Raw genomic sequence first — 23,432 nt, forward strand, 5'->3', positions numbered from 1 at the left:
TGTATCGTAAATTAAGAACCGCCTTGGTACGGATCCGTATGCCGGGTGGTGTGGAAGGTCGCCTAGGGAATTAATCCCTAGGCTCCTATCCGATTTATTTCTTCTTTCTCAATGAAATAATTGTTTGCAGAATGACTGAAATCATTACAAAAAACAATCCAAGATAAAATGAGGTACTCATTTCTTTTCCTTCATTAAAAAATAGAAAAGCTAAAATAATAGCATAAATTGGTTCCAGATTAAAAGTAAGGTTGGTTGTAAAAGCAGGTATCTTTTTTAATGCTTCTGCAAATAAAACATAAAGCCCCACGGTACAAAATAAAGAAAGTAATATCAGATAAAAGAAGTCACTTCCGCTTGGAATTAAACTTTTAGCAGGAAAGTAAATGAGGTATAATGGCATTAAGATTCCCAGGCAGATCGTGCCGCCAATCATTTGGTAATAATTGATGATTTTGCTATCATAAGTTTTTACCAATCTTTCGTTAAAGATCGTATAAAGTGCAGCAAATGCCGAAGAGATGCATCCCAGCAAAATTCCTGTTTGATAAGAACTGTCAAAATGAAAGATAAGACTTATCCCAAACAGTGTTATTATACTAAAGATCAATTGAGAAAAAACAAGTTTGTTTTTATTGAGCAGCGGTTCAAAAATTGCTGTAAAAAAACTGGTTAAGCAATAACAAACGACACCAATAGAAATGTTGGAATATTTGATACTGGCATAAAAAAAGACCCAATGTATGGCTATAAAAACACCAATTTTGACAATATTTAGTTTTTCGCGTATGTTGATTTGAGCTAATGTTCTCGTCAGTTTTATAAGGAAAAATAAAATTATTGCAGAAAAAAAGGTTCTGTACCAGACTAAAAGTCCTTCATTAAGAGAAATGAGCTTACCGAAAATGCCGGTAAAACCCGAAAGTAATACAGCTAAGTGTAACTTTAGATAGGATTTATTCATGAAAATGGTCTGTCCGATATCGGACAAGATTTAATTAATTACTAGTTAAATATGAAGTACGCAAAAAACAGTTGATGTAATATCAACTTGCAACTTCATCTAATTTTAGAAAGAAATTAAACTCTTGGCGGAGGAAGACAACCTTTTCTATTCATTGTTTTTGTTTTTTCAAATTTATGAAAATTTGATTAGTACTTAACGTTTGGCAGCGATTTTTTCTCTGCGATAATTATTAATGCAATATTGTTGCGATAATTTGAATAATTGCTAACTTTGACACAAGTTGTATGAACAACGCGCAGAAATAAATAAAAAATAACATGGCAGAATTCTGGGAAGATAATTTTGTAGAGAAACAAGAAATGTGGGGGCTTGATCCGGCAAAATCAGCGATATTGGCGAAGAATTTGTTTGTTGAAAATTCAGTTAAGAATGTTTTGATTCCTGGAATTGGCTATGGCAGAAATGCACAAGTTTTTAGGGAAAATGGAATAACGGTAACGGGAATCGAAATATCAAGAACAGCTATTGAACTTGCAAGGAAGCATTACGGAGCTGATTTGAAAATTTTCCACGGTTCTGTAACGGATATGCCATTTGATAATGATCAATATGATGGCATATTTTGTTATGCTTTAATACATTTATTGAATAGTGATGAAAGAAAAAAACTGATTCAGGATTGCTATAATCAATTATCGGAAGATGGTTTTATGGTTTTTACAGTTATTACCAAAGAAGCTCAGACTTATGGCAAAGGTAAATTTATTAGCAAAGATCGATACGAAATATTCGATGGTGTAAAAATGTTTTTTTATGATAAAGAATCAGTTCGCGAAGAATTTGGTAAATTTGGATTGTTTGAGATTATGGAGCTTGATGAGAGTTTTCCGTTTTTTATGATTAAATGTAAAAAGATATAATTGTAGGAAAATATGTTTATATTGCAGAAAAATTAGATGAAATGGAAAGTATTGTAATCAGAAGAGCGAAGAAAGAGGAGCTGGAATGGATAAATTCTAAATATTCTCAAATTGATTTTGTTCATTCTAATTTTGAAAAGGAAATTATTGCTATTTCGGAACATAAAGGTGAAAGATGTAGTTTAGGCAGAATTGTAATTATTGACCAAAATAATTGCGAGCTAGGAGGAATGTTTCGTCAATTCGGTATTCGTTGATGAATTGAGTAAAGTTTTTATTCAAATTGTCATTAATAAACTGAGATAGTAATTGAGGGCGAATATTTAATTCTTTTGCAAAAATTGATAAAGTGAGGTCAGGATTAGTGTAAATTTTTCTAGTTTCAAAAAGTATATTGATTTGTTCCTGAATTTCCTTTACTAACTTTTCATCTATCTTGTTTACGTATTTTTCTTTGTTAATCACTGAAATTGATGATTTGTTTTTTGCATAATAAATAAGAAGCAAGGAAATGTAAAAACTGAAGGAAAAAGTCAAAGCGCCTGAAATATATGAAGTATATTTAGCTAAAGAATACGAAAGCCATATTGCAAAAACGCCGAAAATAACTGAGAGTATCCAAGTTTCATGATAGCTAATTTGGTTGCGATTAGTGGCTAGTTTCTTAAAAATTTGTTTGGCCTCATAGATGGATAATACAATAAAAAAGAACCATTGAATATTTATAAAGTAATAAATTATTCCTCTCCATATTGCAGGGTGCTCTTTATGTGGAAAAAGAAAACCAAAAACGATTATAGTTGTAATTAATAAAGTAAGACTGTATTTTGCAAAAGAGTAATTAAGATTTTGCAGTATTGATCTAACATAAAAATATAGTAAAGGACCAATTAAAAAACAAGCAGACAAGCCTATTTGTAAATACGTTTTTGACAACAGCGGATTAAAATTGTAGAATACTGATTTTCCTATTCTTATACTTAATGACAATAATAAAAGTCCAAGAAATAAATCAGATTTAGTTTTGTTGCGTTTGAATGATAAAAAATAAGAACTCAAAACAACACTATTAAAAACACCCAGAGCACTTAAAAAATAATAATATTTAGTTGTTAATATTCATCAATTATAAAATATAATTTCTTTTTAGGATTGTTTGCAGTTAACTTAAAGATACCCGCTAAAAATGGTCAGGTAAGTTTTTTACAATACTACATAAAAATATCAATATGGTAAGTACGTTTTTATGTATGTAGAATATTATTTTTTCAAGCAAAAGAAGAATGAATTTATAATTCCAGTAAAATAGAAGTTTTTAGTAGTGAATTTAGAGTAGCGAATAAATATAGATTTCTTCTTATTCAGATTTTCTAAATTTCAACTTTTGCACCTGGTCCGATAATTTTAGAAAAAAATAAAGACATAAAAAAACTCCTTAATTTCTTAAGAAGTTTCTTGGTGGGCGATGAGGGGTTCGAACCCCCGACCCCCTCGGTGTAAACGAGGTGCTCTGAACCAGCTGAGCTAATCGCCCTATTTTACTAGGTTGCTATCGTTTGTGATTGCGAGTGCAAATATAAGCCACTTTTTCAGTTCTGCAAAGAAAACAAGCTAAAAATTTAAAGTTTTTTTAAAGTTTTTTCTATCTCGTTGTAATTGAATTTATTATAAAGGAATTTTTTTTGTCCTTTTTAGAATAATTTCAAGTTCTATTAGTTCAAAGGCAATTCGGCAACGACAAAAGTGCTTCCGCCAACATAAATAAAATCGTTTTGAGTTGCATTTTGTCTGGCAGCATCGAAAGCTTCTGACACAGAATTGTATTTCTCACCTAATAAACCATATTTTTTAGCCGCTTCTTTTAGAATTTCAGTATCTAAACCTCTTGACGAATCAGGTCTGCAAAAATAGTATTGTGCTTTTTTAGGAAAAAGCGGCAAGATAGAATCCAGGTCTTTGTCATTGACAACTCCCAGAACAATATGTAGAGTATCAAAAGTTTCTTTCTGAATCTGGTTCATTACAACCGCTAATCCGTGTTTATTATGTGCCGTATCACAAATAATTTTTGGGTTTTCGCCCAATTGCTGCCATCTTCCTTGTAAGCCGGTATTTTTTACAACATTCAATAAACCAGATTTTAGACTTTCGACTGAAACCTTAAATTCATTTTGAGAATTCAAAACTGCGATAGTTTGCTGAACCGTTTTTTTATTATGAAATTGATAATCCCCAATCAAATCAGAAGGAAAAACTTCTGAAATCAAATCCGATGCAAAATAAACAGGCGCATTGTTTTCTTGAGCTTTGGCTAAAAATACAGGCTGAGTTTCATCCGTATATTCACCAATTACAACAGGAACATTAGGTTTTATAATACCTGCTTTTTCGCCTGCAATAAGTGCGGGAGTATTACCTAAAAACTGAGTATGATCTAAATCGATGTTGGTAATAACAGCAACCAAAGGTGTAATAATATTTGTAGCATCTAATCTTCCGCCAAGACCAACTTCTATAATGGCAATATCTACTTTTTCAGCTGCAAAATAATCAAACGCAAGACCTACAGACATTTCGAAAAAACTCATGTCATTGGCCTCAAAAAAGTCTTTGTGTTTGGCGACAAATTCACACACAAAATCTTCTGAAATTTCTTGGCCATTGATTTTAATTCTTTCCCTGAAATCCTTTAAGTGGGGCGAAGTATACAACCCCACTTTATATCCCGCCTCTTGCAAAACCGAAGCCAACATATGCGAAGTTGATCCTTTGCCATTAGTTCCCGCAACATGAATGCATTTTAACTGGTTTTGCGGATTATCAAGATGTGCTGCCAATAGTTTAATATTGGTCAAATCTTCTTTATATGCCGAGGCGCCTTGAAGTTGATACATCGGGAGTTGATTGAACATCCAATTGGTAGTTTCCTGATAGTTCATGTATTTTATATAAAATAGTTGTTGATTGAAATAATTTTCGATTTTTTTAGTTTTATATTACAGCGAAAATTATCTTTATTGCAAATTTCAAATATTTTTTAGAATTAATTATTAAAAACAAGAATTAATATATGTTTAGTTTTATTCAATTACAAACAGATACAATTGCAAATGCCGCATCTAACGTAGTTATCGAAAAAATCGCACCAAATACTGAGATCTCGGTTTTAGGATTTATCTTAAAAGGAGGTTTTTTTCTGATCCCCATCGCTATATTATTATTCTACACTTTTTACGTTATTATAGAACGTTATCTATATATTAGTAAAGCTTCGAAAATTGATGCAAGATTAATGCAGGATGTAGGAGATAAACTGAACGACGGAAATATCGAATTGGCCAGAACTATTGTAGAAAGAAGCAATACTGCTGCCGCAAATATTCTGAAAGAAGGTGTTTTAGTGATCGGAAGACCAATTGCTGAGATTGAATCAAATATGGACCGTGCTGCCGATATTGAAATTGGTGAAATGGAACGACGCTTAGGTCACTTAGGTCTTATTGCCGGTATTGCGCCAACTCTGGGTTTTATTGGGACAATTTCCGGGGTAATTAAGATTTTTTACAGTATCTCAGTTACAGAGAATATTAGTATTGGAAACATTTCCGGAGGCTTATACGAAAAAATGATTAGTTCAGGATCAGGGCTTATTGTAGGTATTATCGCTTATAGTGCGTACCATTTACTAAACGGAAAAATTGATGATTTTGCTTTAAAAATTCAGAAACAAATATTAGAATTTGTCAATATAATTCAAAGATCATAAGGTATGTCTATTAAGAGAAAAAGAAGATTTCATGCCGAAGTGGCAACTTCATCCTTGAGTGATATTATGTTTTTCCTGCTGTTGTTTTTTCTTATTATCTCAACGCTTGCAAACCCTAATGTTATCAAAATGACTTTGCCTAAAGCGAAATCAAATGAAAAAACGAATAAACAACTGATCAGTTTGTCCGTTACCGAAGATAAAAAATTCTACATCGACAAAGAACCAGTTGACTTCGAAAATCTTGAAACTAGTTTAATGTCAAAAATAGGAGCAGACAAAGAGCAAACCGTTGTAGTTAGAATTCCGTTTAATTTGCAGGTACAGGATTTAGTTGATGTACTACAAATAGGAGTGAAGAATAACTTAAAGTTTGTGATTGCTACCAGTCCCAAGTAAAATGATCATTAGGGCGTGACCACAATAAAAAAATGGGCTAATCAGCATAACGTTGATTCGCTCATTTTTTTATTGCGGTCGGGCTATCCGGTCCGCCGCGGCGGATTCCTCCTATCCCTCACGCAAAAAGAAAGAGTATAGAATAAAGAGTATAGAATAAAGAGTATAGAATAAAGAGTATAGAATAAAGAGTATAGAATAAAGAGTATAGAGGAAAGAGTATAGAGGAAAGAGTATAGAAGAAAGAGTATAGAGGAAAGAGTATAGAGGAAAGAGTATAGAATAAAGAGTATAGAAGAAAGAGTAAAGAGAAGGGATTAAAGAAAAAGTAGCCATAGAGTATGTCATTTCGACCGGAGGGAGAAATCACACAAGAAACTCCGCAAAGAAAAGGTCAATCTTTGTCGATGAGTGCGATTTCTCCCTGCGGTTTAAATGACAAACTACACGAATAAAACATAAAAAAAAAGGCTTTCTGAAAATCATCAGAAAGCCTTTTTTTATGATTATCACAATTAGTGTGAATCAGTAAATTTGTGTTTTTAATCCAGGCTAAAATTATAAATAATCTTACCAACTTGTTTAGCAGGTGCATCAGCATCAGCGTCCCATTTGGTATTCATGGCCGCAATTTTTGCCTGATCCAGCAAACATCTTGCAGTGTTTGTCGTTCCTTTTATTCCAGGGGTTGCGCTGATTGTTTTTCCGTTTTGATCTACTGTAACTTCAACAACTACTTTTCCGGCTTCTTCACAAGTATATTTTGGTGCAGGTTTAGATAATGCTTTTCGTGTTCCTAGAGAGTATCCTGATCCGCCGCCAGAACCTCCGCCGCTTCCGGCTCCGTATCCGCTTCCTGTGCCAATGCCATTTCCGGTTCCGTTTCCGCCACCAGTTCCGCCACCGGAACCTCCGGTGCCATAATATCCGTTCGAGCTTAGACTTCCGCCTGCTTTTCCTTTATTTCCTGCTGCCTTATCATCTCCATCACCGCCTTTGTTAGATCCTTTTAAGATGCTTGATAAAGCATCGTTTGTAGAGTTCGAAACTTTAGGCTTTTCAGGAACAGGTTTAGCCTCAGGTTTTACGACAGGTGTTGCTTTTTTAGGTTTTTCTTTCGTCGGAATAACAACATCGTTATTATCGTCTGCTGTATTTTCCTGAGTTATAATAGCTTCGTCCGGAGTCGATTTTGCAGGAGCTTGTTTAGTTTCGTTTTTCACATTCAAAACTTCGCTTTTATAGTTTGCTCCAGAGCCTAAATCGCTGTCTCCAAAGTTTACCGTTACGCCACCACCGCCACCGCCAGAAGCAAGTGCAGCATTGTTTTCCGGATTATATGGAGGCCAAAAACGGATAAAAAATAAAAGCAATAATAAGACAGCATATATTGCTGTAGATATTAATAAAGATTTCTTTTTATCTGAAGAATCTGTAAAAGTCATTTTGATTCTGAGTTTTGTAATAGTATTTAATAAAAACGTTTAAAAGTAGTAAAAATTGTTTAGAAACAAAGAGGTAATTTAACCGCAAAGCCCGCAAAGAGTTTACGCAAGGGGCGCTAATTTATTTGTCGCAAAGCCGCGAAGTCGTAAAGTTTTCCTTTTTTAAGTTTTTCTTTGCGACTTCACGGCTTTTCGTGATTAAAAAAAAGCTTTGCGAACCTTGCGTAAACCCTTGCTTCCTTTGCGGTTAAACAAAAAAACGAGCCAAATAATTTAGCTCGTTTTAGAATAAAAGTATAAAGAAAATTATACTAATTGTTTCAATGCAATCTCAAAAGCTGTTGCACTGATATTTGTTTTTGATGGATTTAAAGCGTGAGCTTTTACAATCGCATTTTTTATAGTTTCTGACGTATCATTAAAAATAGCCTCATCGGTCATTTGAACTTTTTTCTCCATAAAATAAGCAAAAACCCTTGCCATTCCGCAATTTGAAATAAAATCCGGAATCAAACTTACCTTATGATCTACTTCTTCCATGATCGAACCAAAGAAAATTTCCTTGTCAGCAAAAGGAACATTCGCACCACAAGAAATTACTTCTAGTCCGTTTGCGATTAAACTATCGATTTGAGTTTGTTGTACCAATCTTGAAGCCGCACAAGGTGTGAAAATTTCAGCACCAATAGTCCATATTTTTGAGTTGATTTCTTCAAAAGGAATCATGTTATCGGCAACTAATTTGTTTCCGTCCTTATTAAGGAATAAAGTTTTAATTTCTTCAAAAGAAAAACCTTCTTCCTTGATTAATCCACCATCACGATCGATAATCCCGATCACTTTTGCACCCATTTCGGCTAAGTAAAAAGCAGCTGCAGAACCTACGTTTCCAAAACCTTGTACGATAGCTTTTTTACCTTTGATGTCACCGCCGTATGTTGCATAAAAATGACGAACCGCTTCGGCAACGCCATAACCGGTAATCATATCGGCAACAGTATATTTTCTGGTTACATCAGGAGAGAATTTAGGGTTTTCGATTACCTTGATAACACCTTGGCGTAACTGACCAATTCTATTGATTTTGTCTGCTTCAGTTGGTTTAAAGTGTCCGTTGAAAACACCTTCCTGCGGATGCCATACACCACATTCTTCTGTCATTGGAATAACTTCGTGAATTTCATCAACATTCAAATCCCCACCAGTTCCGTAGTAACTTTTTAATAATGGCGAAACCGCTTTGTACCAACGTTGTAAAACTCCTTTTTTACGAGGATCATTCGGATCAAAATTAATTCCGGATTTTGCACCTCCAATTGCAGGTCCCGAAACTGAAAATTTTACTTCCATAGTTTTGGCCAATGATAAAACTTCATTCATATCCAAGCCTTTTCTCATTCTTGTTCCTCCACCTGCAGCTCCTCCACGAAGTGAATTAATAACAGTCCAACCTTCAGCTTCTGTCTCAGAATCTTTCCAGTTAAAAACAATTTCAGGTGGTTTATTTTCAAATTGCTGTAATAAATCTTTCATTTTAATGAGATATGTTTAGTTTGTGTAAAAGTATGAAATAGAATAATGCGAATAATGTATTTCAGCTCAATTTTTATTAAACAAAAAAAGAAAGCCGAAAACAGTGCGTTTTCGGCTTTAAATATATTTTTTAAGACTGAGAATTTATATCCCCAGTAAATGTTTTTTCAAAGTTTCATCTACCGGTTTGTTGGAAAGCCAGATTCCGAATAATGCTTTTTTGAAATCAAATCCGGGAATTTTTCCTTTTAAAACTTCATTTTTATAAACATTGATAGTTTGATCAAGTGGATTGTATCCTAAAATAAACACATCTTTTTCTGTAATAGGATCGCTCAAAAATGTTTTAAACTCTTCTATTCTGGGTCTTAATTCCTGGAGATTGCTTCCTGCTGATTTTTCGAAACCACTATTCATTGCTTTGGTTAATTTATTTGATGAAACCATCGATGATGTGATTTCAATTCTAATCGCCATTTCGGTATCGCTATCAATAATAAATTCCGGATCCTGACTTAATTGAGATAAATATAATGCCTGCACATAAACTTCAAGCCACATTTTAGATCTTCCTCCGGCTCCGTTAAGCTGTAAAGTTTTGTTTTGAAATTCAATTTTTCTTGGAACTGTAACTCCGTTTACATCCAATTGGGTTTGGGCAAAAGTAGTAGAAAATTGCAAGCTTAAAAGTAGAGTGAGTAAAAGTGTAATTTTTTTCATGTTCTGTTAATTTTGTAATTTTTAGGTAAAAATAATAGTAAATTATCAATTTATCTTTCAAATTAAACATGTTTTTTTACTCTGTGCCTTGTTTTTTTAGAACGTATTGTATTAACAATCAATTTAGTAAGAGTTGGTTTACGTAGTTTTACCTGTTTTGCGATTTATTTACTTCTTTTTAGGCTACAGACCTGCTGTACTTTAAGTTTTGAGTCACTTTTACCTGTATTTATATTCTTAAATTTTACAGAAAACATTGCAAACTTATCGTCACTATTGCTAAATTTCATAATAATTACGAAAACGATATCGCAATTGTTGCTGATCCCTTAAAATTATATGCATGCATTGTTAATTTCACATTTAAAAATTATCTTTGAGAGCCTTTTTCAAGGAAATAAAAACAATTCAAAAAACAAAAACAACCATCGTCTAAACAGGAATATTCTGAAATTTGGTTTAGAGGAATAATTAAATAATATAACTATGGATTTCAATCTTACCGAAGAACATTTAATGATTCAACAAGCCGCGAGAGATTTTGCTCAAAACGAATTGTTACCAGGTGTTATTGAACGTGACGAAAAACAAATTTTTCCGACTGAGCAAGTAAAAAAAATGGGACAATTAGGTTTCATGGGAATGATGGTTGATCCTAAATACGGAGGTAGTGGTTTAGATGCGATTTCGTACGTAATTGCTATGGAAGAAATTTCTAAAGTAGATGCATCTGCTTCTGTAGTGATGTCTGTAAACAACTCATTAGTTTGTTGGGGTTTACAGGAATTTGGAACTGAAGAACAAAAACAAAAATATTTACCGGGTTTAGCCTCCGGTGAAATTCACGGAGCATTTTGCTTAAGTGAGCCGGAAGCAGGTAGTGATGCAACTTCTCAAAAAACTACTGCGGTAGACATGGGAGATCACTATATTGTAAACGGAACAAAAAACTGGATTACCAACGGAAATACAGCGTCAGTTTATTTGGTGATTGCTCAAACGCATCCGGAATTAAAGCATAAAGGAATCAATGCTTTGATCATGACCAAAGATATGCCGGGTTTTGCTATTGGACCAAAAGAGCAAAAAATGGGAATTCGTGGTTCTGATACGCACTCTTTAATGTTTAGTGATGTAAAGGTTCCTAAAGAAAACAGAATTGGAGAAGATGGTTTCGGATTCAAGTTTGCAATGAAAACACTTGCAGGCGGACGTATCGGGATTGCATCTCAGGCTTTAGGAATTGCTTCCGGAGCTTATGAGTTAGCTTTAAAATATTCAAAAGAGCGTAAATCTTTTGGAACTGAAATCTGTAACCATCAGGCGATTGCTTTTAAATTGGCTGATATGGCAGTAAATATCGAAGCAGCGCGTCATTTGTGTATGAAAGCGGCCTGGGATAAAGACCAACATAAAAACTATGATGTAAGTGGTGCAATGGCAAAATTGTTTGCTTCACAAGTAGCAATGGACACCTCTATTGAAGCGGTTCAGATTCATGGAGGAAATGGTTATGTAAAAGAATATCATGTAGAACGTTTTATGCGTGATGCAAAAATTACTCAGATCTACGAAGGAACTTCTGAAATTCAGAAAATAGTAATTTCCAGATCAGTTATTGCAGGATAAATTTCCTTACAAAATATATTTTTTAAACCCTTTCAGGCCTTTAGCTTTGAAAGGGTTTATTGTTTAGAGGCTAAAATTGCTACATTTACATATAGAAAATTTACTTTATGTACGAAGATTTAAAATACTGGTACTTGCGGGATCATAAATTGTTCAGAACTTTGAGTTATTCTCAGATCAAACAATTGTGCATTATTACAGGTTTTAAAAAAGCTTCGAAAGGTGAGATTATTTATTTCTCTACTTCAGATGTGCCTCGTATATTTTTACTTAAAAAAGGCAATATCAAGATTGTTGCAATTGATGATGATGGAAACGAAACCATAAAAGATATTATCCAGAAGGGAGATTTGTTTGGCGAACTAACTTTAGAATCTGACAATAAAAATGAAGAGTACGCAAAAGTACTTTCAGATGATGTTGCAATCTGTAGTTTTCTAATGTCTGATTTTGAAGATTTATTGCTTAGAAACCCAACTTTGGCGCTTTCGTATACCAAGTTTGTGGGTTTAAAAATGAAACGCATCAAAAACAGTTATGCTAACTTAATCTCTAAAGATGCCAAAACCAGACTCTGTCAATTTCTAAAAGATTGGGCAGAGCAAGAAGGTGTTCGAGATGGAAATGCAGTTACCATAGAAAACTATTTGACCCAAAATGATATTGCTCAAATTATTTGCACCTCAAGACAAACCGCTACGCAATTGTTGAATGAAATGGAAACTAAAAATCTTTTAAGCTATAACAGAAAAGAAATCATGATTCCGGATATTACCAAAATTTAATTATTTTGAGCTAAGTGTAACTTAGCCGACATTTTGCTTTTTCATAGTGCAATAATTTTACATCATCAAAAAGATGTAAAATATTAAATTATGAAAAAATTACTTTTTATTGTTTTAGCAGCAATAACTTCCGTTGCTAATTCTCAGAACGCGATTGCTAAATCTGCGACTGATATCGCTCCTTTATTGATAGGAGAGAAGATTCCAAGCCTTACTTTAAAATCATCTGAAAACACAGCTGTAAATATTTCAGATTTACTTAAAAAGAAAAAGACAGTTCTTGTTTTTTATCGTGGTGGCTGGTGTCCGTATTGTAATGCCCATTTGCAAGCTTTGGCCGAAGCCGAAAAAGAAATCCTTGATCTGGGATATCAAATTATTGGCATAAGTCCTGATGCTCCCGAGAACTTAAAAATTACAGGAGAAAAGGATAAGGTAAACTATACCTTGCTTTCTGACTCAAAAGGAGAATTAATAAAAGCTTTAGGTATTGCTTTTGAAGCCCCTGAAAACTATAAATCCGTAATTAACGTACATTCTAATGGAGTCAATACGAGTTTGTTACCTGTTCCTTCAGTTTTTGTAGTAAACCCTGAAAGTGAGATTTTATTCGAATATATTTCTCCTGATTTTAAGCATCGTATTACAAACGAATTACTTGTTTCTGTATTAAAAACCTTCAAATAAAATAAGATGAAAATGCTAGTATTATTTGTATTGATTTTGATTTCAGCTATTTCATTTGCCCAGAACGATGCAAAACGACTTGATCAATACAATCTGGAAAATAAAGTTGCAATTCAGTGTTATGACCCGGTTGGGTATTTTAACAAAGGAAAAGCAATTAAAGGAAAAAAAGATTTATCTACATCTTATCAAGGCGTGGTTTATAAATTTTCATCAAGCCAAAATAAAGAGACATTCTTAAAAAATCCTTCAAAATATGAACCTCAATACGGAGGATGGTGCGCTTATGCAATGGGAAGTGCAGGAGAAAAAGTCGAGATAAATCCGGAGACTTTCAAGATTATCGACGGTAAACTTTATCTGTTTTACAATGCTTATTTCAATAACACGCTAAAAAGCTGGAACAAAGACGAAACTAATTTGAAGTCTAAAGCGGATAATAACTGGAAAAAAACATATAAATAAAGGTGCCATGAAAACTGAAAAAATAGCATGGGTTTTAAGAATCACAGCTGCAGCAATTTTATTACAAACACTATTTTTTAAATTCAGCGGAGCACCGGAAAGTATTTATATTTTTTCGACTCTCGGGATAGAACCTTACGGAAGAATTGGTTCCGGAGTAGCCGAGCTTATTGCAGCGATTTTAATTTTGATTCCCAGAACAACCTGGATCGGTGCTTTGGGCGGATCCGGAATAATGACCGGAGCTATTTTATCGCATTTGTTTGTGTTAGGAATTCAGGTCAAAAATGACGGAGGACTTTTATTCTCCCTGGCGGTTATTACCTTATTATGCTGCTTAGGATTGCTTTACTTCAATAAAAATAAATTATTTAATCTTCTAAAATTCAAATAGCCATGTTACTAAAATCAATACGTTACAGTTTAGATGAATTAATTTATCTTCTGGATCAGTTGTCTGATAAAGAGTATTCGAAATCTTGCGAAGCTTTAAGCGGTGCAACGATTGGAGAGCACACAAGACATATTCTTGAAATGTTTCAATGTCTTGAAAACGGTTATGAAAATGGTATTTTAAATTATGATAATCGAGAAAGAAACATACAAATTCAAACAGAAACCGAGTTTGCAAAACAATGCATAATTCAAGTAAAAACGGGATTAAAAAGCGAAAACAAAACTATTTATTTAGAACAAATAATAGACGGACTTGCCATCAGGATTCAAAGTAGTTACTATAGAGAATTATTGTATAATCTGGAGCATTGCATTCATCATCAGGCTTTGATAAAAGTGGCCGTTTTGCAATTTGGCAATATTTCGATTAATGAGAATTTTGGCGTAGCGCGCTCTACAATAGAATATAGAAAACAATGTGTACAGTAAGTTATATCAATACTAATGCAGTTGTAATTATGACTTCAAACCGGGATGAAAAAGTAATTCGTCCGGCGGCAATTGCACCAAGAAATTATTATCTAAACGGTAAAAATATTACCTATCCCAAAGATCCAAAAGCAGGAGGAACCTGGTTTGCGATAGACGAGTTTGGAAATGCTCTGGTTCTTTTGAATGGTGGAATTGTAAAGCACAATCCGCAGTTTTCTTATCGAAAAAGTCGTGGGTTAATTGCTTTAGACATTATTTCGGATCCTTCGCCAAAAGATTTTTGGCAACAGATTAATTTAGATAACATTGAGCCTTTTACATTGGTTTTGTATCAAAAATTAAAATTGTATGAATTGATTTGGGATGGTTCCGAAAAAAGAACAACACAATTAGATGAAAGTAAAAACCATATTTGGTCATCAGTTACTTTATATTCAGAAAAAGTTCGAAAAGAAAGGGCTTCCTGGTTTGTTGATTTTTTGCAGGATCGAAATGAAGTTTCAGCTTTAGAAATGTTGAGTTTTCATCAGAACACCAAACAGGAAGATACTGAAAACGGTTTGGTTATTAATCGCGAAAATACATTAAAAACGTTAAGTGTCACACAGGTTATAATTGAACAAAATAAAGGAACAATGCAGTATTATGATTTGGTAAAGGCGCAAGATTTTTCGACCTCTTTTATTAGTATTTAAATAAAATTAAGATGAAACTACTTTTTCATAAAATCACCAATTGGGAGTATTGGCCGTTTCAGGTTTTGTATGTTCCTATTTATTTTCTTTGGGCGTATTATGCCTGCAAAGCGAGATCTGTTTTTTTCTTTAATGCATCTAATCCAAAAATTAAAAACGGAGGATTTCTTATGGAAAGTAAAAAACAGATTTATGATTTGCTTCCTAAAAAACATTATCCCAAAACTATTTTAATTAAAGAGAATACAGGTTTAAAAAAGATAGTAAATAGTATAATCGAAAATAATATTTATTTTCCCTTAATCGCAAAGCCGGATATTGGTTTACGTGGTTCCGGTGTGAAAAAAATTAAAACTGTTTCTGAATTAAAAGAGTACGCTAAAAAAGCAAACTTTGATTTTTTGATACAAGATCTAATACCGTTCAAAAAAGAAGTTGGTGTTTTTTATGTGCGTCATCCACTTGAGAAAGAAGGGAAAATCACAGGAATTGTTTCTAAAGAATTTCTAAATGTTATTGGTGACGGAATCTCGACTATTGAAGATTTAATCTATAAAACTCCCCGATTTCAGTTTCAGCTTGAGTCTTTAAAAGAAGAATACGGAGATCAATTGTATCAGATCTTAAGAAAAGGCGAAGTGGTAAATTTAGTTCCGTTTGGGAACCATGCCCGCGGTGCAAAATTTCTGGATGGCAGCGATTTGATAACACCAAAATTAACTGCAATGATCAATGAAATTGCAACTCAGATCCCTGAATTTTACTTTGGGCGTTTTGATATCATGTACAATTCTTTTGAAGAATTAGAACGTGGAGAAAATTTTCAAATCGTAGAACTTAACGGAGCCGCAAGTGAACCCACACATATTTATGATCCTAAACATTCTGTGTGGTTTGCCTGGAAAGAGTTGGCACGACACATTACTTATATGTATGAAATTAGTGTTCAAAATCATAAAATGGGCGTTCCGTATTTAAATTATAAAGTTGGAATGCGTGAATACAGATTGCATTTGGTTCAAAATAGTAAAATCGTCAATTTTTAAAAATGAAAAGAATAAAAAATATCTCTGTGGGATTTCTGGTAAGCTTTCTGGGATCAATTCCTCTAGGATATTTAAACTTAGTGGGGTTGGAAATCTATGCAAAATCAGGGCTTCATAATTTAATCTTCTTTTTATTTGGAGTTGTTTTTGTTGAAACTTTTGTAATCTACTTCACTTTGATTTTTGCTAAACGGCTGATACAAAGTAAGCGATTAATGAAGATAATTGATTTTTTTTCCATTGTTTTTATGTTTGGTTTGGCACTCTTTTTTTATTTTAATTTCAGGCAAACCACAAAATCAAATAATTATTTACAAGAGTATTTCATGTATTCGCCATTTGTAATTGGTGTGGTTTTAAATTGTTTTAATTTTTTGCAACTCCCTTTCTGGACCAGTTGGAATCTATATTTACTTAACGGAAAGTATATTGCAATAGAAAGAAAGTTAAAATATTATTATATTGCAGGAACTTTGATAGGTGTTTTTTTAGGGATGTTCAGTCTGATTGTTCTTTTGCAGACTCTTTTTCAAAAAACAAATCATTTTTCAAAGTATTTAATGCCTGTTTTTATTCCGTTAGTTTTTATTATTTTAGGAAGTTTTCAGGTATTTAAAGTATATAAAAAGTATTTTAAACCATCAGCTTTAGCCATTTAAGATCTGAAGTTGGACTAAAATTTCATTTATGAAAAAAATTCTCTTTCTACTTCCTTTTGTTTTGTTAGCTTGTAAATCGAATCCGTTAGCAGTTACTGAAAAAGATTCAAAAGCAATTTCAAAACCACTCGAAATCACCTATAAAGTAAATGAAACGGAGGTTTCGGATTTCTTGAAGTATCTTTCTTCAGATGAATTAGAAGGGCGTGAAACCGGAACGAAAGGAATTGAAAAAGCAGCGGTGTTTTTGGAGGATTTCTTTAAAAATAACAAAGTGAAGCCATATTTTACTTCGTATCGCGATACGTTGACTAATTTTAAATCGCCGGCATATAATATTGTTGGAGTTTTAGAGGGAACTGATCCTGTGCTGAAAAAAGAATTTGTGGTTTTAAGTGCGCATTACGATCATATTGGTGTGGAGAAAAAACAGCAGGCTGATATTATTAATAATGGCGCAAATGATGATGCATCCGGAGTTACGGCTGTTGCGCAAATAGCAAAATATTTTAGTGAGACTAAAGCAAATAAAAGAAGTATTCTTTTTGTGTTTTTTGCCGGAGAAGAAAAAGGTCTTTTAGGATCTAAAAGTTTGGTGCAAAAACTAAAAAAACAAAATTTCAATTTATATACACAGTTAAATATCGAAATGATTGGTGTGCCAATGAAACGTGATTATCTTGCCTATATTACAGGTTTTGACAAATCGAATATGGCTGAAAAAATAAATGAATATACAGGTAAAAAGACTATTGGGTTCTTGCCAAAAGAAGCAGAATATCAACTATTTTTCAGATCTGATAATTATCCGTTTTTTGAAGTTTTTGGAAAACCATGCCAATCTGTAAGTACTTTTGATTTTGAGAATTTTGATTTTTATCATCATGTTTCGGATGAATTTAAACTGATGGACATTCCGCATATGACTTCTTTTATTCAGGAATTTTTACCGGCTGTAACAAAAATTGCTGTTTCGCCAACACAAGAAATTACAATGAATAAATAATTTATCATTTTATTTGATTTGCTTATTTTTGCTTTATGAAAAATATTATTGTTACGGGAACCAGTAGGGGAATTGGTTACGAATTGGCTTTGCAATTTGCTAATGCCGGAAATCAGGTTTTAGCCATTTCCAGAAAAATACCTCAAACTCTTTTAGAGCATCCAAACGTCACTTGCCTTTCGGTTGATTTATCAGATGAAGCTGCTTTGACGGAAGTCGCTAATTTTTTATCTTCAACCTGGAAAAAAGTGGATGCTGTAGTGCATAATGCCGGTGCTTTATTATTAAAACCTTTTGCCGAAACCACTCAGGCTGATTTTGAAAGTATTTATAAAGTGAATGTTTTTGCTGTAGCAAATCTTACCAGAATTTGTTTGCCCTATCTTCAAAAAGGAAGTCATGTGGTAACGATCAGTTCAATTGGAGGCGTAAGAGGAAGTCTTAAATTTGCAGGATTGGCAGCTTATAGTTCAAGTAAAGGTGCTGTAATTACGTTAACCGAGTTATTAGCTGAAGAATACAAGGAGCAAGGAATTTCGTTTAATGTTTTAGCCCTTGGCTCAGTCCAAACAGAAATGTTACGAGAAGCTTTCCCGGGTTATCAGGCACCTATTTCTGCTGAAGGAATGGCTAATTATATTTATGATTTTACGCTTAACGGAAATAAATACTTTAATGGGAAGGTGTTGGAAGTTTCGTCAACAAATCCTTAGATTTTTTAAATTTCAAAAAATAAATTCCAAATTCCAATTTTAAAACTTTTGACATCTAACATATAACTTTTAACGTAAAAGAAATTGATCGAAACTTTAGCCAGATATATACCGGAACATGCCGTAAAGCCTGTCTTTGAATTGATTGTTGACAATCAGGTTCATCTTAAAATCGTCAATGAACGCCAAACGCGTCATGGAGATTATAGGAGAGGGCCGAGTGGTAAACATGAAATCACGGTGAACGCCAGTTTAAATAAATATCGTTTTTTGATTACGCTGATTCATGAGATTTCACATTTAGTGGCTTTTGAAAAATATGGACGTAATATAAAGCCACACGGAATTGAGTGGAAACTTACTTTTCAGCGCACGATGGTTCCTTATATTCGTCCGGAGATTTTCCCCGGGCAATTATTACCCTTGTTAGCGAGGCATTTTAAGAGCCCGTCTGCGAGTAGTGATACCGATACTACTTTGTCTTTGGCTTTAAAGCAATACGATGCGAAAAACGATAAAAACTATGTTTTTGAAATTCCTTACGGAAGCGTATTCAGAATTAAAAACGGAAAAGTATTCAAGAAATTAGCTGTTAGAACCAAACGATTCGAATGTATCGAAATAAGCTCTGGAAGAACTTATCTTTTTAATCCTAATGCTGAAGTGGAATTGATTAATTCGAATTAAAAAATAATGAAAATTCCAATAAAAAAATTCCAAATTCCAATTGCTCATCAGCTTTGGAATTTGGAATTTTTTTATTGAGTTTTATCCAGTTTTGGAATTTAAAAAAGGTTTTAACCTTTTAAATAAGCTTCTCTTACTTTTTTAAACAGGTTCGAAGAGTAAACAAACTTCACAATATCTTTATTGTCTGTTCTAAAAATTTCTTCTTTAGTTCCCTGCCACGCTTTTACTCCTTTTTTTAAGAAAACAATATTCTCGCCAATTTCCATTACCGAGTTCATATCGTGCGTATTGATTACGGTTGTGATATTGTATTCTTCTGTAATTTCCTTAATCAAGTTATCAATCAAAGTTGAGGTGTTCGGGTCTAAACCTGAGTTAGGTTCATCGCAAAACAAATATTTTGGATTATTTACAATCGCACGGGCAATCGCCACACGTTTTTGCATACCTCCGGAGATTTCAGAAGGTAGTTTTTTATGAGCATCAACAAGATTTACTCTTTCTAAGACGAAATCAACACGTTCTTTAATCTTAGCATTGTTGTCGTTAGTGAACATTTTTAATGGGAACGCTACATTTTCTTCAACAGTCATCGAATCAAATAAAGCACTTCCCTGAAAAACCATTCCAATTTCAGTTCTTAATTCTCTTTTTTCGTCCGGATTTAATTCAGAATACACTCTTCCGTCAAATTCAATTGTTCCTGAATCAGGGGTGTGAATCCCTAATAACGTTTTTAATAAAACCGTTTTTCCTGATCCACTTTGTCCAATAATCAAGTTGGTTTTTCCAGTTTCAAAAACCGTCGAAACGCCTTTTAAAACTTTACTGTCACCAAATGATTTTTCTATGTTTTTTACTTCGATCATTATCCTAATAATAATTGAGTTAATATATAATTAAAAAGAATAATACAAACAGATGTCCATACAAAGGATACCGTACTTGCTTTACCCACTTCTAATGCGCCACCTTTCATGTAATATCCGTGAAAAGATGGAATTGTAGCTAATAACATTGCAAAAATTAAAGTCTTAATGAACGCATATGTAATGTGAAAAGGGATAAATTCCATTTGAGCACCCTGAATAAAATCTTCACTAGTCGAAAATCCTCCATATGCACAAGCAAGCCATCCGCCAAAAATACCCAGGAACATACTAATTCCAATTACAAAAGGATACATTAAAAGGGCTACTATTTTTGGAAAAACAAGATAGTTTAATGAATTAACACCCATAACTTCAAGAGCATCAATTTGCTCTGTAACACGCATTGTACCAATACTGGAAGTGATGTAAGATCCCATTTTTCCGGCCATAATCACCGAAATAAAAGTAGGGGCAAACTCCAGAATTACAGATTGACGTGTAGCAAAACCAATTAAATATTTTGGAATTAAAGGATTAGTTAGATTTAGTGCAGTTTGAATGGCCACAACTCCTCCAATAAAAAAGGAGATAAAGCAAACAATGCCAAGAGAGTCGATTATTAAATCATCTATTTCTTTGAAAATCAATTTTTTCATAACAGGCCATTTGGTCTGTTTGTTAAAAATTTCTTTCAGCATTAAAAAATATCTTCCTATTTGAGATATATAACGAATTAGCATCATAAGTTTTGAAATATTGGCTAAGTTAAAAAGAAGTTATGAGTTTTGGGTTATGAGTGAAGCGATTTCGGTACTTTTCCGGATCAAATTAACTTTTGTTTCATTTTCTTAAATCTATAGTTTCTAATAAATTTAGCTTGTTCTGTGGTGACTAACAGTGGTGTTTTAGCTTTTTTAGCTTTCCAGAAACCTCTAATATAGTCAAAAAATAAAAAAGGTTTTTTCTTCATCATCGCCAGTTTTGCTGATGCAATTGCGGTAATCCAAAAACCGTATCCTAATGTGTAAAAAGCTTCTCCTTGTTTATAACGTGCTGTTTTATTGTAGTTTGCGCCTGTTGGTTTAAGGTGTTTTACGTGTAAAGAAGGATTAGTAACTATTTTCCAATCATAATATTTGCAAAGTAATTCATCTACGGTATCCCAACCCATAGCAGGTTTTAAGCCTCCAATTTGCTTAAAAGTTGCTGCACGATACGCTTTCAGTGCTCCGCGAATATGATCTTTATCGGTTAGGTTTTCTAAGATCCACTCGCCATTTTTTTCGATGTAACAAAATCCGCCTGCCATTCCAATTTTCGGGTCCGATTGAAAATGTTTGATGATAGTTTCAAAATAATTAGCTGGAAAAATTAAATCACCGTCTATTTTTACAATAATGTCATAATCGGAATCCAGTGTTTCAAAACCTTTCTGAAAAGCTTGAATTACTTTGCTTCCTGGCATATGAATGGCATCTGAAGTTTTGTTTACAACAGAAATAAACGGATGTTCCATTGCGAATCCCAAAACAATTTCTTCTGTTTTATCAGTCGAATTATCATTTACAACAACAACTTTTGATGGTAAAATAGTTTGAGAAACTAGAGATTGCAGCGTGAGACCAATAAGATCTTGTTCGTTGTGCGCAGGAATGACAATGTAATATTTCATAAATTTTAAATTAAATACCAATTTTCTAAAATTCCAAATTCCAATCTTACCGTTAAGGTTAAAATTGGAATTTGGAATTTGAATATTGGAATTTCTTTATTGTTTTATTTTCTCAGCCACAACAATATAATATCTGGGTGTAAAATATCTTAATAATGGTCTGAAACCAAACTTTTTTACCGGATGTGTAAATTTTTGACGATCCGTTATTTTCCAGCCTGCTTTTTCTAAAAGCCAATCTAACTGCCAATCTTCAAATTCATGATAATGTCTGTCCCACATATCCGTTTTAGAACGATATGCCGGAGAAAACCACAAACGTAACGGAATTGAAATCAGCAATTTGTCACATTTTACGTTTTGCAAAATTGTGTATGGATTTAGCAGGTGTTCGAAAATTTCAAATGCAGTAAAAACAGTATAGTCTTGGGTTTGTAAAGCAGTCTGATCGTTGTCCAGATCTTCGCCTTTTGTGTTTTTTACGGTAAAGCCATTTTCTTCCATTATCTTAGAGAATGGATTTGGTACACCAAAATCAAAAATAACTTCAGATGTTTTAACGTGTTTTTGTAAAAACTCTAAAGTAAGTTTGAATCTTTTATTCGGAAACGTTTTTTCGTACATAGTCGTTGCGAAGAACGAAACAATCTTTCGTTCTTGATTTATAATTAGGTCGCAAATATACTAAAAAGTCCGCATTTTAAAATGCGGACTTTTTTTTAAGTTTTCAGTCTCAGTTTACAGTCACAGTATTCAGAAGCTGAAAACTGTGACTGCGACTGTATACTAATTTTAGTATCTATAAACAAATGCATTAACATTCATTCCTGCTCCAACAGAAGCAAAAATAACAACATCGCCTTTGTTGATTTCATGATTTTCTAATTTGCCCTGAATTAATAAGTCATATAGAGTAGGAACTGTTGCAACACTTGAGTTTCCTAAATCATGAATACTCATTGGCATAATGTTTTCAGGTGGCGTTTTATCGTACAGTTTATAAAAACGGGCGATAATTGCTTCGTCCATTTTTTCATTAGCCTGGTGAATCAGGATTTTCTTTACGTCATCAATTGCGATTCCGCTTTTATCAAGACAGCTTTTCATTGCGCAAGGAACCTGGCTTAATGCAAATTCGTAAATCTTACGGCCATACATTTTAATGTATTTGATATCCGGATCTAAATCTGGATTGTATGATTTTCCAAAGTATAGATAATTAGCTTCATCATTTGCATAAGTAGCACTTTCGTAAGATAATAATCCAGCTTCGTCATCAGAAGCTTCTAAAATTGAAGCACCGGCACCATCAGAGTAAATCATTGAATCGCGATCGTGATCATCAACAACTCTTGATAAAGTTTCGGCCCCAATGACCAAAACGCGTTTTGCCATGCCTGATTTTATAAATGCATTGGCTTGCAAAACACCTTCTATCCAGCCCGGACATCCAAAAAGAATATCATAAGCGACACACTTAGGATTTTTAATGTCTAATTTGTTTTTTACGCGAGTAGCTAAACTTGGTAAAATATCAGATTGATTCGTTCCGGATTTTACATCGCCAAAATTGTGGGCGAAAATAATATAATCTAATGTTTCACGATCGATGTTAGCATTTGCAAGTGCTCTTTCGGCAGCGAAAAAAGCTAAATCAGATGAGGTATGTTGGTCTTCGGCATAACGGCGATTTTCGATTCCGGTAATACCTTTAAATTTTTTAATAACAACTTCGTTAGGATAAGCAAAAGGAGTTCCGTCTTCATTTAAAAAAACATGATCACCAAAGTCAGTGTTGCTTACTTCTTTATTTGGAATATAACTTCCTATACCTATTATTTTTATTTTCATTATTCCTTAATTAGCCAATAAATT

Annotated in this window: 26 protein-coding genes and 1 tRNA gene; 15 read left to right on the forward strand and 12 right to left on the reverse strand. The window is 33.4% G+C overall.

Translation table 11 applies throughout. From position 1 onward, the window contains the following. Positions 1-94: 94 nt before the first annotated feature. Positions 95-991, reverse strand: a complete 897-nt coding sequence (locus ACQKCJ_RS07650) for a DMT family transporter (RefSeq protein WP_427401703.1) — start codon at positions 989-991, stop codon at positions 95-97. A gap of 293 nt (positions 992-1,284) precedes the next feature. Here ACQKCJ_RS07650 and ACQKCJ_RS07655 point away from each other — a divergent pair, with 293 nt between their 5' ends. Next, positions 1,285-1,887 carry a class I SAM-dependent methyltransferase gene (locus tag ACQKCJ_RS07655; protein WP_271338719.1) on the forward strand — a complete coding sequence of 201 codons (603 nt, stop codon included), beginning with the start codon at positions 1,285-1,287 and terminating at the stop codon, positions 1,885-1,887. A gap of 198 nt (positions 1,888-2,085) precedes the next feature. Here ACQKCJ_RS07655 and ACQKCJ_RS07660 read toward each other — a convergent pair whose 3' ends face one another. The 3 genes from ACQKCJ_RS07660 to ACQKCJ_RS07670 form a co-directional block, all read right to left on the reverse strand. Beyond that, a complete protein-coding gene (locus ACQKCJ_RS07660) occupies positions 2,086-2,946 on the reverse strand; it encodes a hypothetical protein (protein WP_427401704.1) in 861 nt (286 codons plus the stop codon). Positions 2,947-3,343: 397 nt separating this feature from the next. Continuing rightward, positions 3,344-3,421: transfer RNA gene (locus ACQKCJ_RS07665), tRNA-Val, on the reverse strand. A gap of 178 nt (positions 3,422-3,599) precedes the next feature. Further along, positions 3,600-4,826 (reverse strand): bifunctional folylpolyglutamate synthase/dihydrofolate synthase, encoded by a 1,227-nt coding sequence (locus ACQKCJ_RS07670; RefSeq protein WP_271338721.1) that lies wholly within the window; start codon positions 4,824-4,826, stop codon positions 3,600-3,602. Positions 4,827-4,957: 131 nt separating this feature from the next. On the opposite strand from ACQKCJ_RS07670, the gene ACQKCJ_RS07675 reads away from it, so the two are divergent. Together ACQKCJ_RS07675 and ACQKCJ_RS07680 are read left to right on the forward strand one after the other, a co-directional pair. Further along, complete coding sequence (locus ACQKCJ_RS07675; protein ID WP_271338722.1) at positions 4,958-5,653, forward strand: MotA/TolQ/ExbB proton channel family protein; 696 nt, start codon at positions 4,958-4,960, stop codon at positions 5,651-5,653. A gap of 3 nt (positions 5,654-5,656) precedes the next feature. Beyond that, the gene (locus ACQKCJ_RS07680) at positions 5,657-6,052 is read left to right on the forward strand and encodes an ExbD/TolR family protein (protein WP_026983008.1); all 396 of its coding nucleotides are present in this window, start codon (positions 5,657-5,659) and stop codon (positions 6,050-6,052) included. Positions 6,053-6,594: 542 nt separating this feature from the next. Here the strand turns inward: ACQKCJ_RS07680 and ACQKCJ_RS07685 are convergent. From ACQKCJ_RS07685 to ACQKCJ_RS07695, 3 genes are all read right to left on the reverse strand, one after another. After that, complete coding sequence (locus tag ACQKCJ_RS07685; RefSeq protein ID WP_271334544.1) at positions 6,595-7,497, reverse strand: energy transducer TonB; 903 nt, start codon at positions 7,495-7,497, stop codon at positions 6,595-6,597. 306 nt (positions 7,498-7,803) lie between these two features. Further along, complete coding sequence (locus tag ACQKCJ_RS07690) at positions 7,804-9,030, reverse strand: Glu/Leu/Phe/Val dehydrogenase dimerization domain-containing protein (protein WP_271334545.1); 1,227 nt, start codon at positions 9,028-9,030, stop codon at positions 7,804-7,806. A gap of 144 nt (positions 9,031-9,174) precedes the next feature. Further along, a complete protein-coding gene (locus ACQKCJ_RS07695) occupies positions 9,175-9,750 on the reverse strand; it encodes a chalcone isomerase family protein (RefSeq protein ID WP_271334546.1) in 576 nt (191 codons plus the stop codon). 486 nt (positions 9,751-10,236) lie between these two features. Here ACQKCJ_RS07695 and ACQKCJ_RS07700 point away from each other — a divergent pair, with 486 nt between their 5' ends. The 12 genes from ACQKCJ_RS07700 (at position 10,237) to ACQKCJ_RS07755 (ending at position 19,010) form a co-directional block, all read left to right on the forward strand. Beyond that, positions 10,237-11,379, forward strand: coding sequence for an acyl-CoA dehydrogenase (locus tag ACQKCJ_RS07700; RefSeq protein ID WP_271334547.1), 1,143 nt, complete (start codon positions 10,237-10,239; stop codon positions 11,377-11,379). 107 nt (positions 11,380-11,486) lie between these two features. Next, the gene (locus ACQKCJ_RS07705; RefSeq protein ID WP_271334548.1) at positions 11,487-12,164 is read left to right on the forward strand and encodes a Crp/Fnr family transcriptional regulator; all 678 of its coding nucleotides are present in this window, start codon (positions 11,487-11,489) and stop codon (positions 12,162-12,164) included. Positions 12,165-12,254: 90 nt separating this feature from the next. Beyond that, on the forward strand, positions 12,255-12,851 hold the full coding sequence (locus ACQKCJ_RS07710; protein ID WP_271334549.1) for a peroxiredoxin-like family protein: 597 nt from the start codon (positions 12,255-12,257) through the stop codon (positions 12,849-12,851). Positions 12,852-12,863: 12 nt separating this feature from the next. Further along, positions 12,864-13,316: a YHS domain-containing (seleno)protein gene (locus tag ACQKCJ_RS07715; RefSeq protein WP_427401705.1), complete on the forward strand. Its 453-nt coding sequence runs from the start codon at positions 12,864-12,866 to the stop codon at positions 13,314-13,316. A gap of 7 nt (positions 13,317-13,323) precedes the next feature. Then, positions 13,324-13,710 (forward strand): DoxX family protein, encoded by a 387-nt coding sequence (locus tag ACQKCJ_RS07720; RefSeq protein ID WP_427401706.1) that lies wholly within the window; start codon positions 13,324-13,326, stop codon positions 13,708-13,710. A gap of 2 nt (positions 13,711-13,712) precedes the next feature. Then, entirely contained in the window at positions 13,713-14,201 is a 489-nt protein-coding gene (locus tag ACQKCJ_RS07725; protein ID WP_271334552.1) for a DinB family protein, read from the forward strand. After that, complete coding sequence (locus ACQKCJ_RS07730; RefSeq protein WP_427401707.1) at positions 14,189-14,899, forward strand: NRDE family protein; 711 nt, start codon at positions 14,189-14,191, stop codon at positions 14,897-14,899. The genes ACQKCJ_RS07725 and ACQKCJ_RS07730 overlap by 13 nt, the downstream gene beginning before the upstream one ends. Positions 14,900-14,910: 11 nt before the next feature. Continuing rightward, the gene (locus ACQKCJ_RS07735; RefSeq protein WP_427401708.1) at positions 14,911-15,945 is read left to right on the forward strand and encodes a D-alanine--D-alanine ligase; all 1,035 of its coding nucleotides are present in this window, start codon (positions 14,911-14,913) and stop codon (positions 15,943-15,945) included. A 2-nt stretch (positions 15,946-15,947) separates the two neighbouring features. Next, entirely contained in the window at positions 15,948-16,604 is a 657-nt protein-coding gene (locus ACQKCJ_RS07740) for a hypothetical protein (RefSeq protein WP_427401709.1), read from the forward strand. Positions 16,605-16,632: 28 nt separating this feature from the next. Beyond that, the gene (locus ACQKCJ_RS07745) at positions 16,633-17,610 is read left to right on the forward strand and encodes a M20/M25/M40 family metallo-hydrolase (RefSeq protein ID WP_271334556.1); all 978 of its coding nucleotides are present in this window, start codon (positions 16,633-16,635) and stop codon (positions 17,608-17,610) included. A gap of 35 nt (positions 17,611-17,645) precedes the next feature. Beyond that, positions 17,646-18,323: an SDR family NAD(P)-dependent oxidoreductase gene (locus ACQKCJ_RS07750; protein WP_271334557.1), complete on the forward strand. Its 678-nt coding sequence runs from the start codon at positions 17,646-17,648 to the stop codon at positions 18,321-18,323. 84 nt (positions 18,324-18,407) lie between these two features. Beyond that, positions 18,408-19,010 carry a SprT-like domain-containing protein gene (locus tag ACQKCJ_RS07755; RefSeq protein ID WP_271334558.1) on the forward strand — a complete coding sequence of 201 codons (603 nt, stop codon included), beginning with the start codon at positions 18,408-18,410 and terminating at the stop codon, positions 19,008-19,010. Positions 19,011-19,120: 110 nt separating this feature from the next. Here the strand turns inward: ACQKCJ_RS07755 and ACQKCJ_RS07760 are convergent, their stop codons facing one another. The 5 genes from ACQKCJ_RS07760 to ACQKCJ_RS07780 form a co-directional block, all read right to left on the reverse strand. Further along, on the reverse strand, positions 19,121-19,882 hold the full coding sequence (locus ACQKCJ_RS07760) for an ABC transporter ATP-binding protein (RefSeq protein ID WP_271334559.1): 762 nt from the start codon (positions 19,880-19,882) through the stop codon (positions 19,121-19,123). Then, the gene (locus ACQKCJ_RS07765) at positions 19,882-20,628 is read right to left on the reverse strand and encodes an MlaE family ABC transporter permease (RefSeq protein WP_089478327.1); all 747 of its coding nucleotides are present in this window, start codon (positions 20,626-20,628) and stop codon (positions 19,882-19,884) included. The genes ACQKCJ_RS07760 and ACQKCJ_RS07765 overlap by 1 nt, the downstream gene beginning before the upstream one ends. An 80-nt stretch (positions 20,629-20,708) precedes the next feature. Further along, complete coding sequence (locus tag ACQKCJ_RS07770; RefSeq protein ID WP_271334560.1) at positions 20,709-21,557, reverse strand: glycosyltransferase; 849 nt, start codon at positions 21,555-21,557, stop codon at positions 20,709-20,711. A 96-nt stretch (positions 21,558-21,653) separates the two neighbouring features. Then, positions 21,654-22,181 (reverse strand): methyltransferase, encoded by a 528-nt coding sequence (locus ACQKCJ_RS07775; RefSeq protein WP_271334561.1) that lies wholly within the window; start codon positions 22,179-22,181, stop codon positions 21,654-21,656. A 168-nt stretch (positions 22,182-22,349) separates the two neighbouring features. Next, positions 22,350-23,408 (reverse strand): 3-oxoacyl-ACP synthase III family protein, encoded by a 1,059-nt coding sequence (locus ACQKCJ_RS07780; protein ID WP_271334562.1) that lies wholly within the window; start codon positions 23,406-23,408, stop codon positions 22,350-22,352. Between the last annotated feature and the right edge of the window lie 24 nt (positions 23,409-23,432).

Origin of the sequence: Flavobacterium sp. NPDC079362, assembly GCF_050267765.1 — a bacterium.
GTDB lineage: Bacteria > Bacteroidota > Bacteroidia > Flavobacteriales > Flavobacteriaceae > Flavobacterium > Flavobacterium azizsancarii.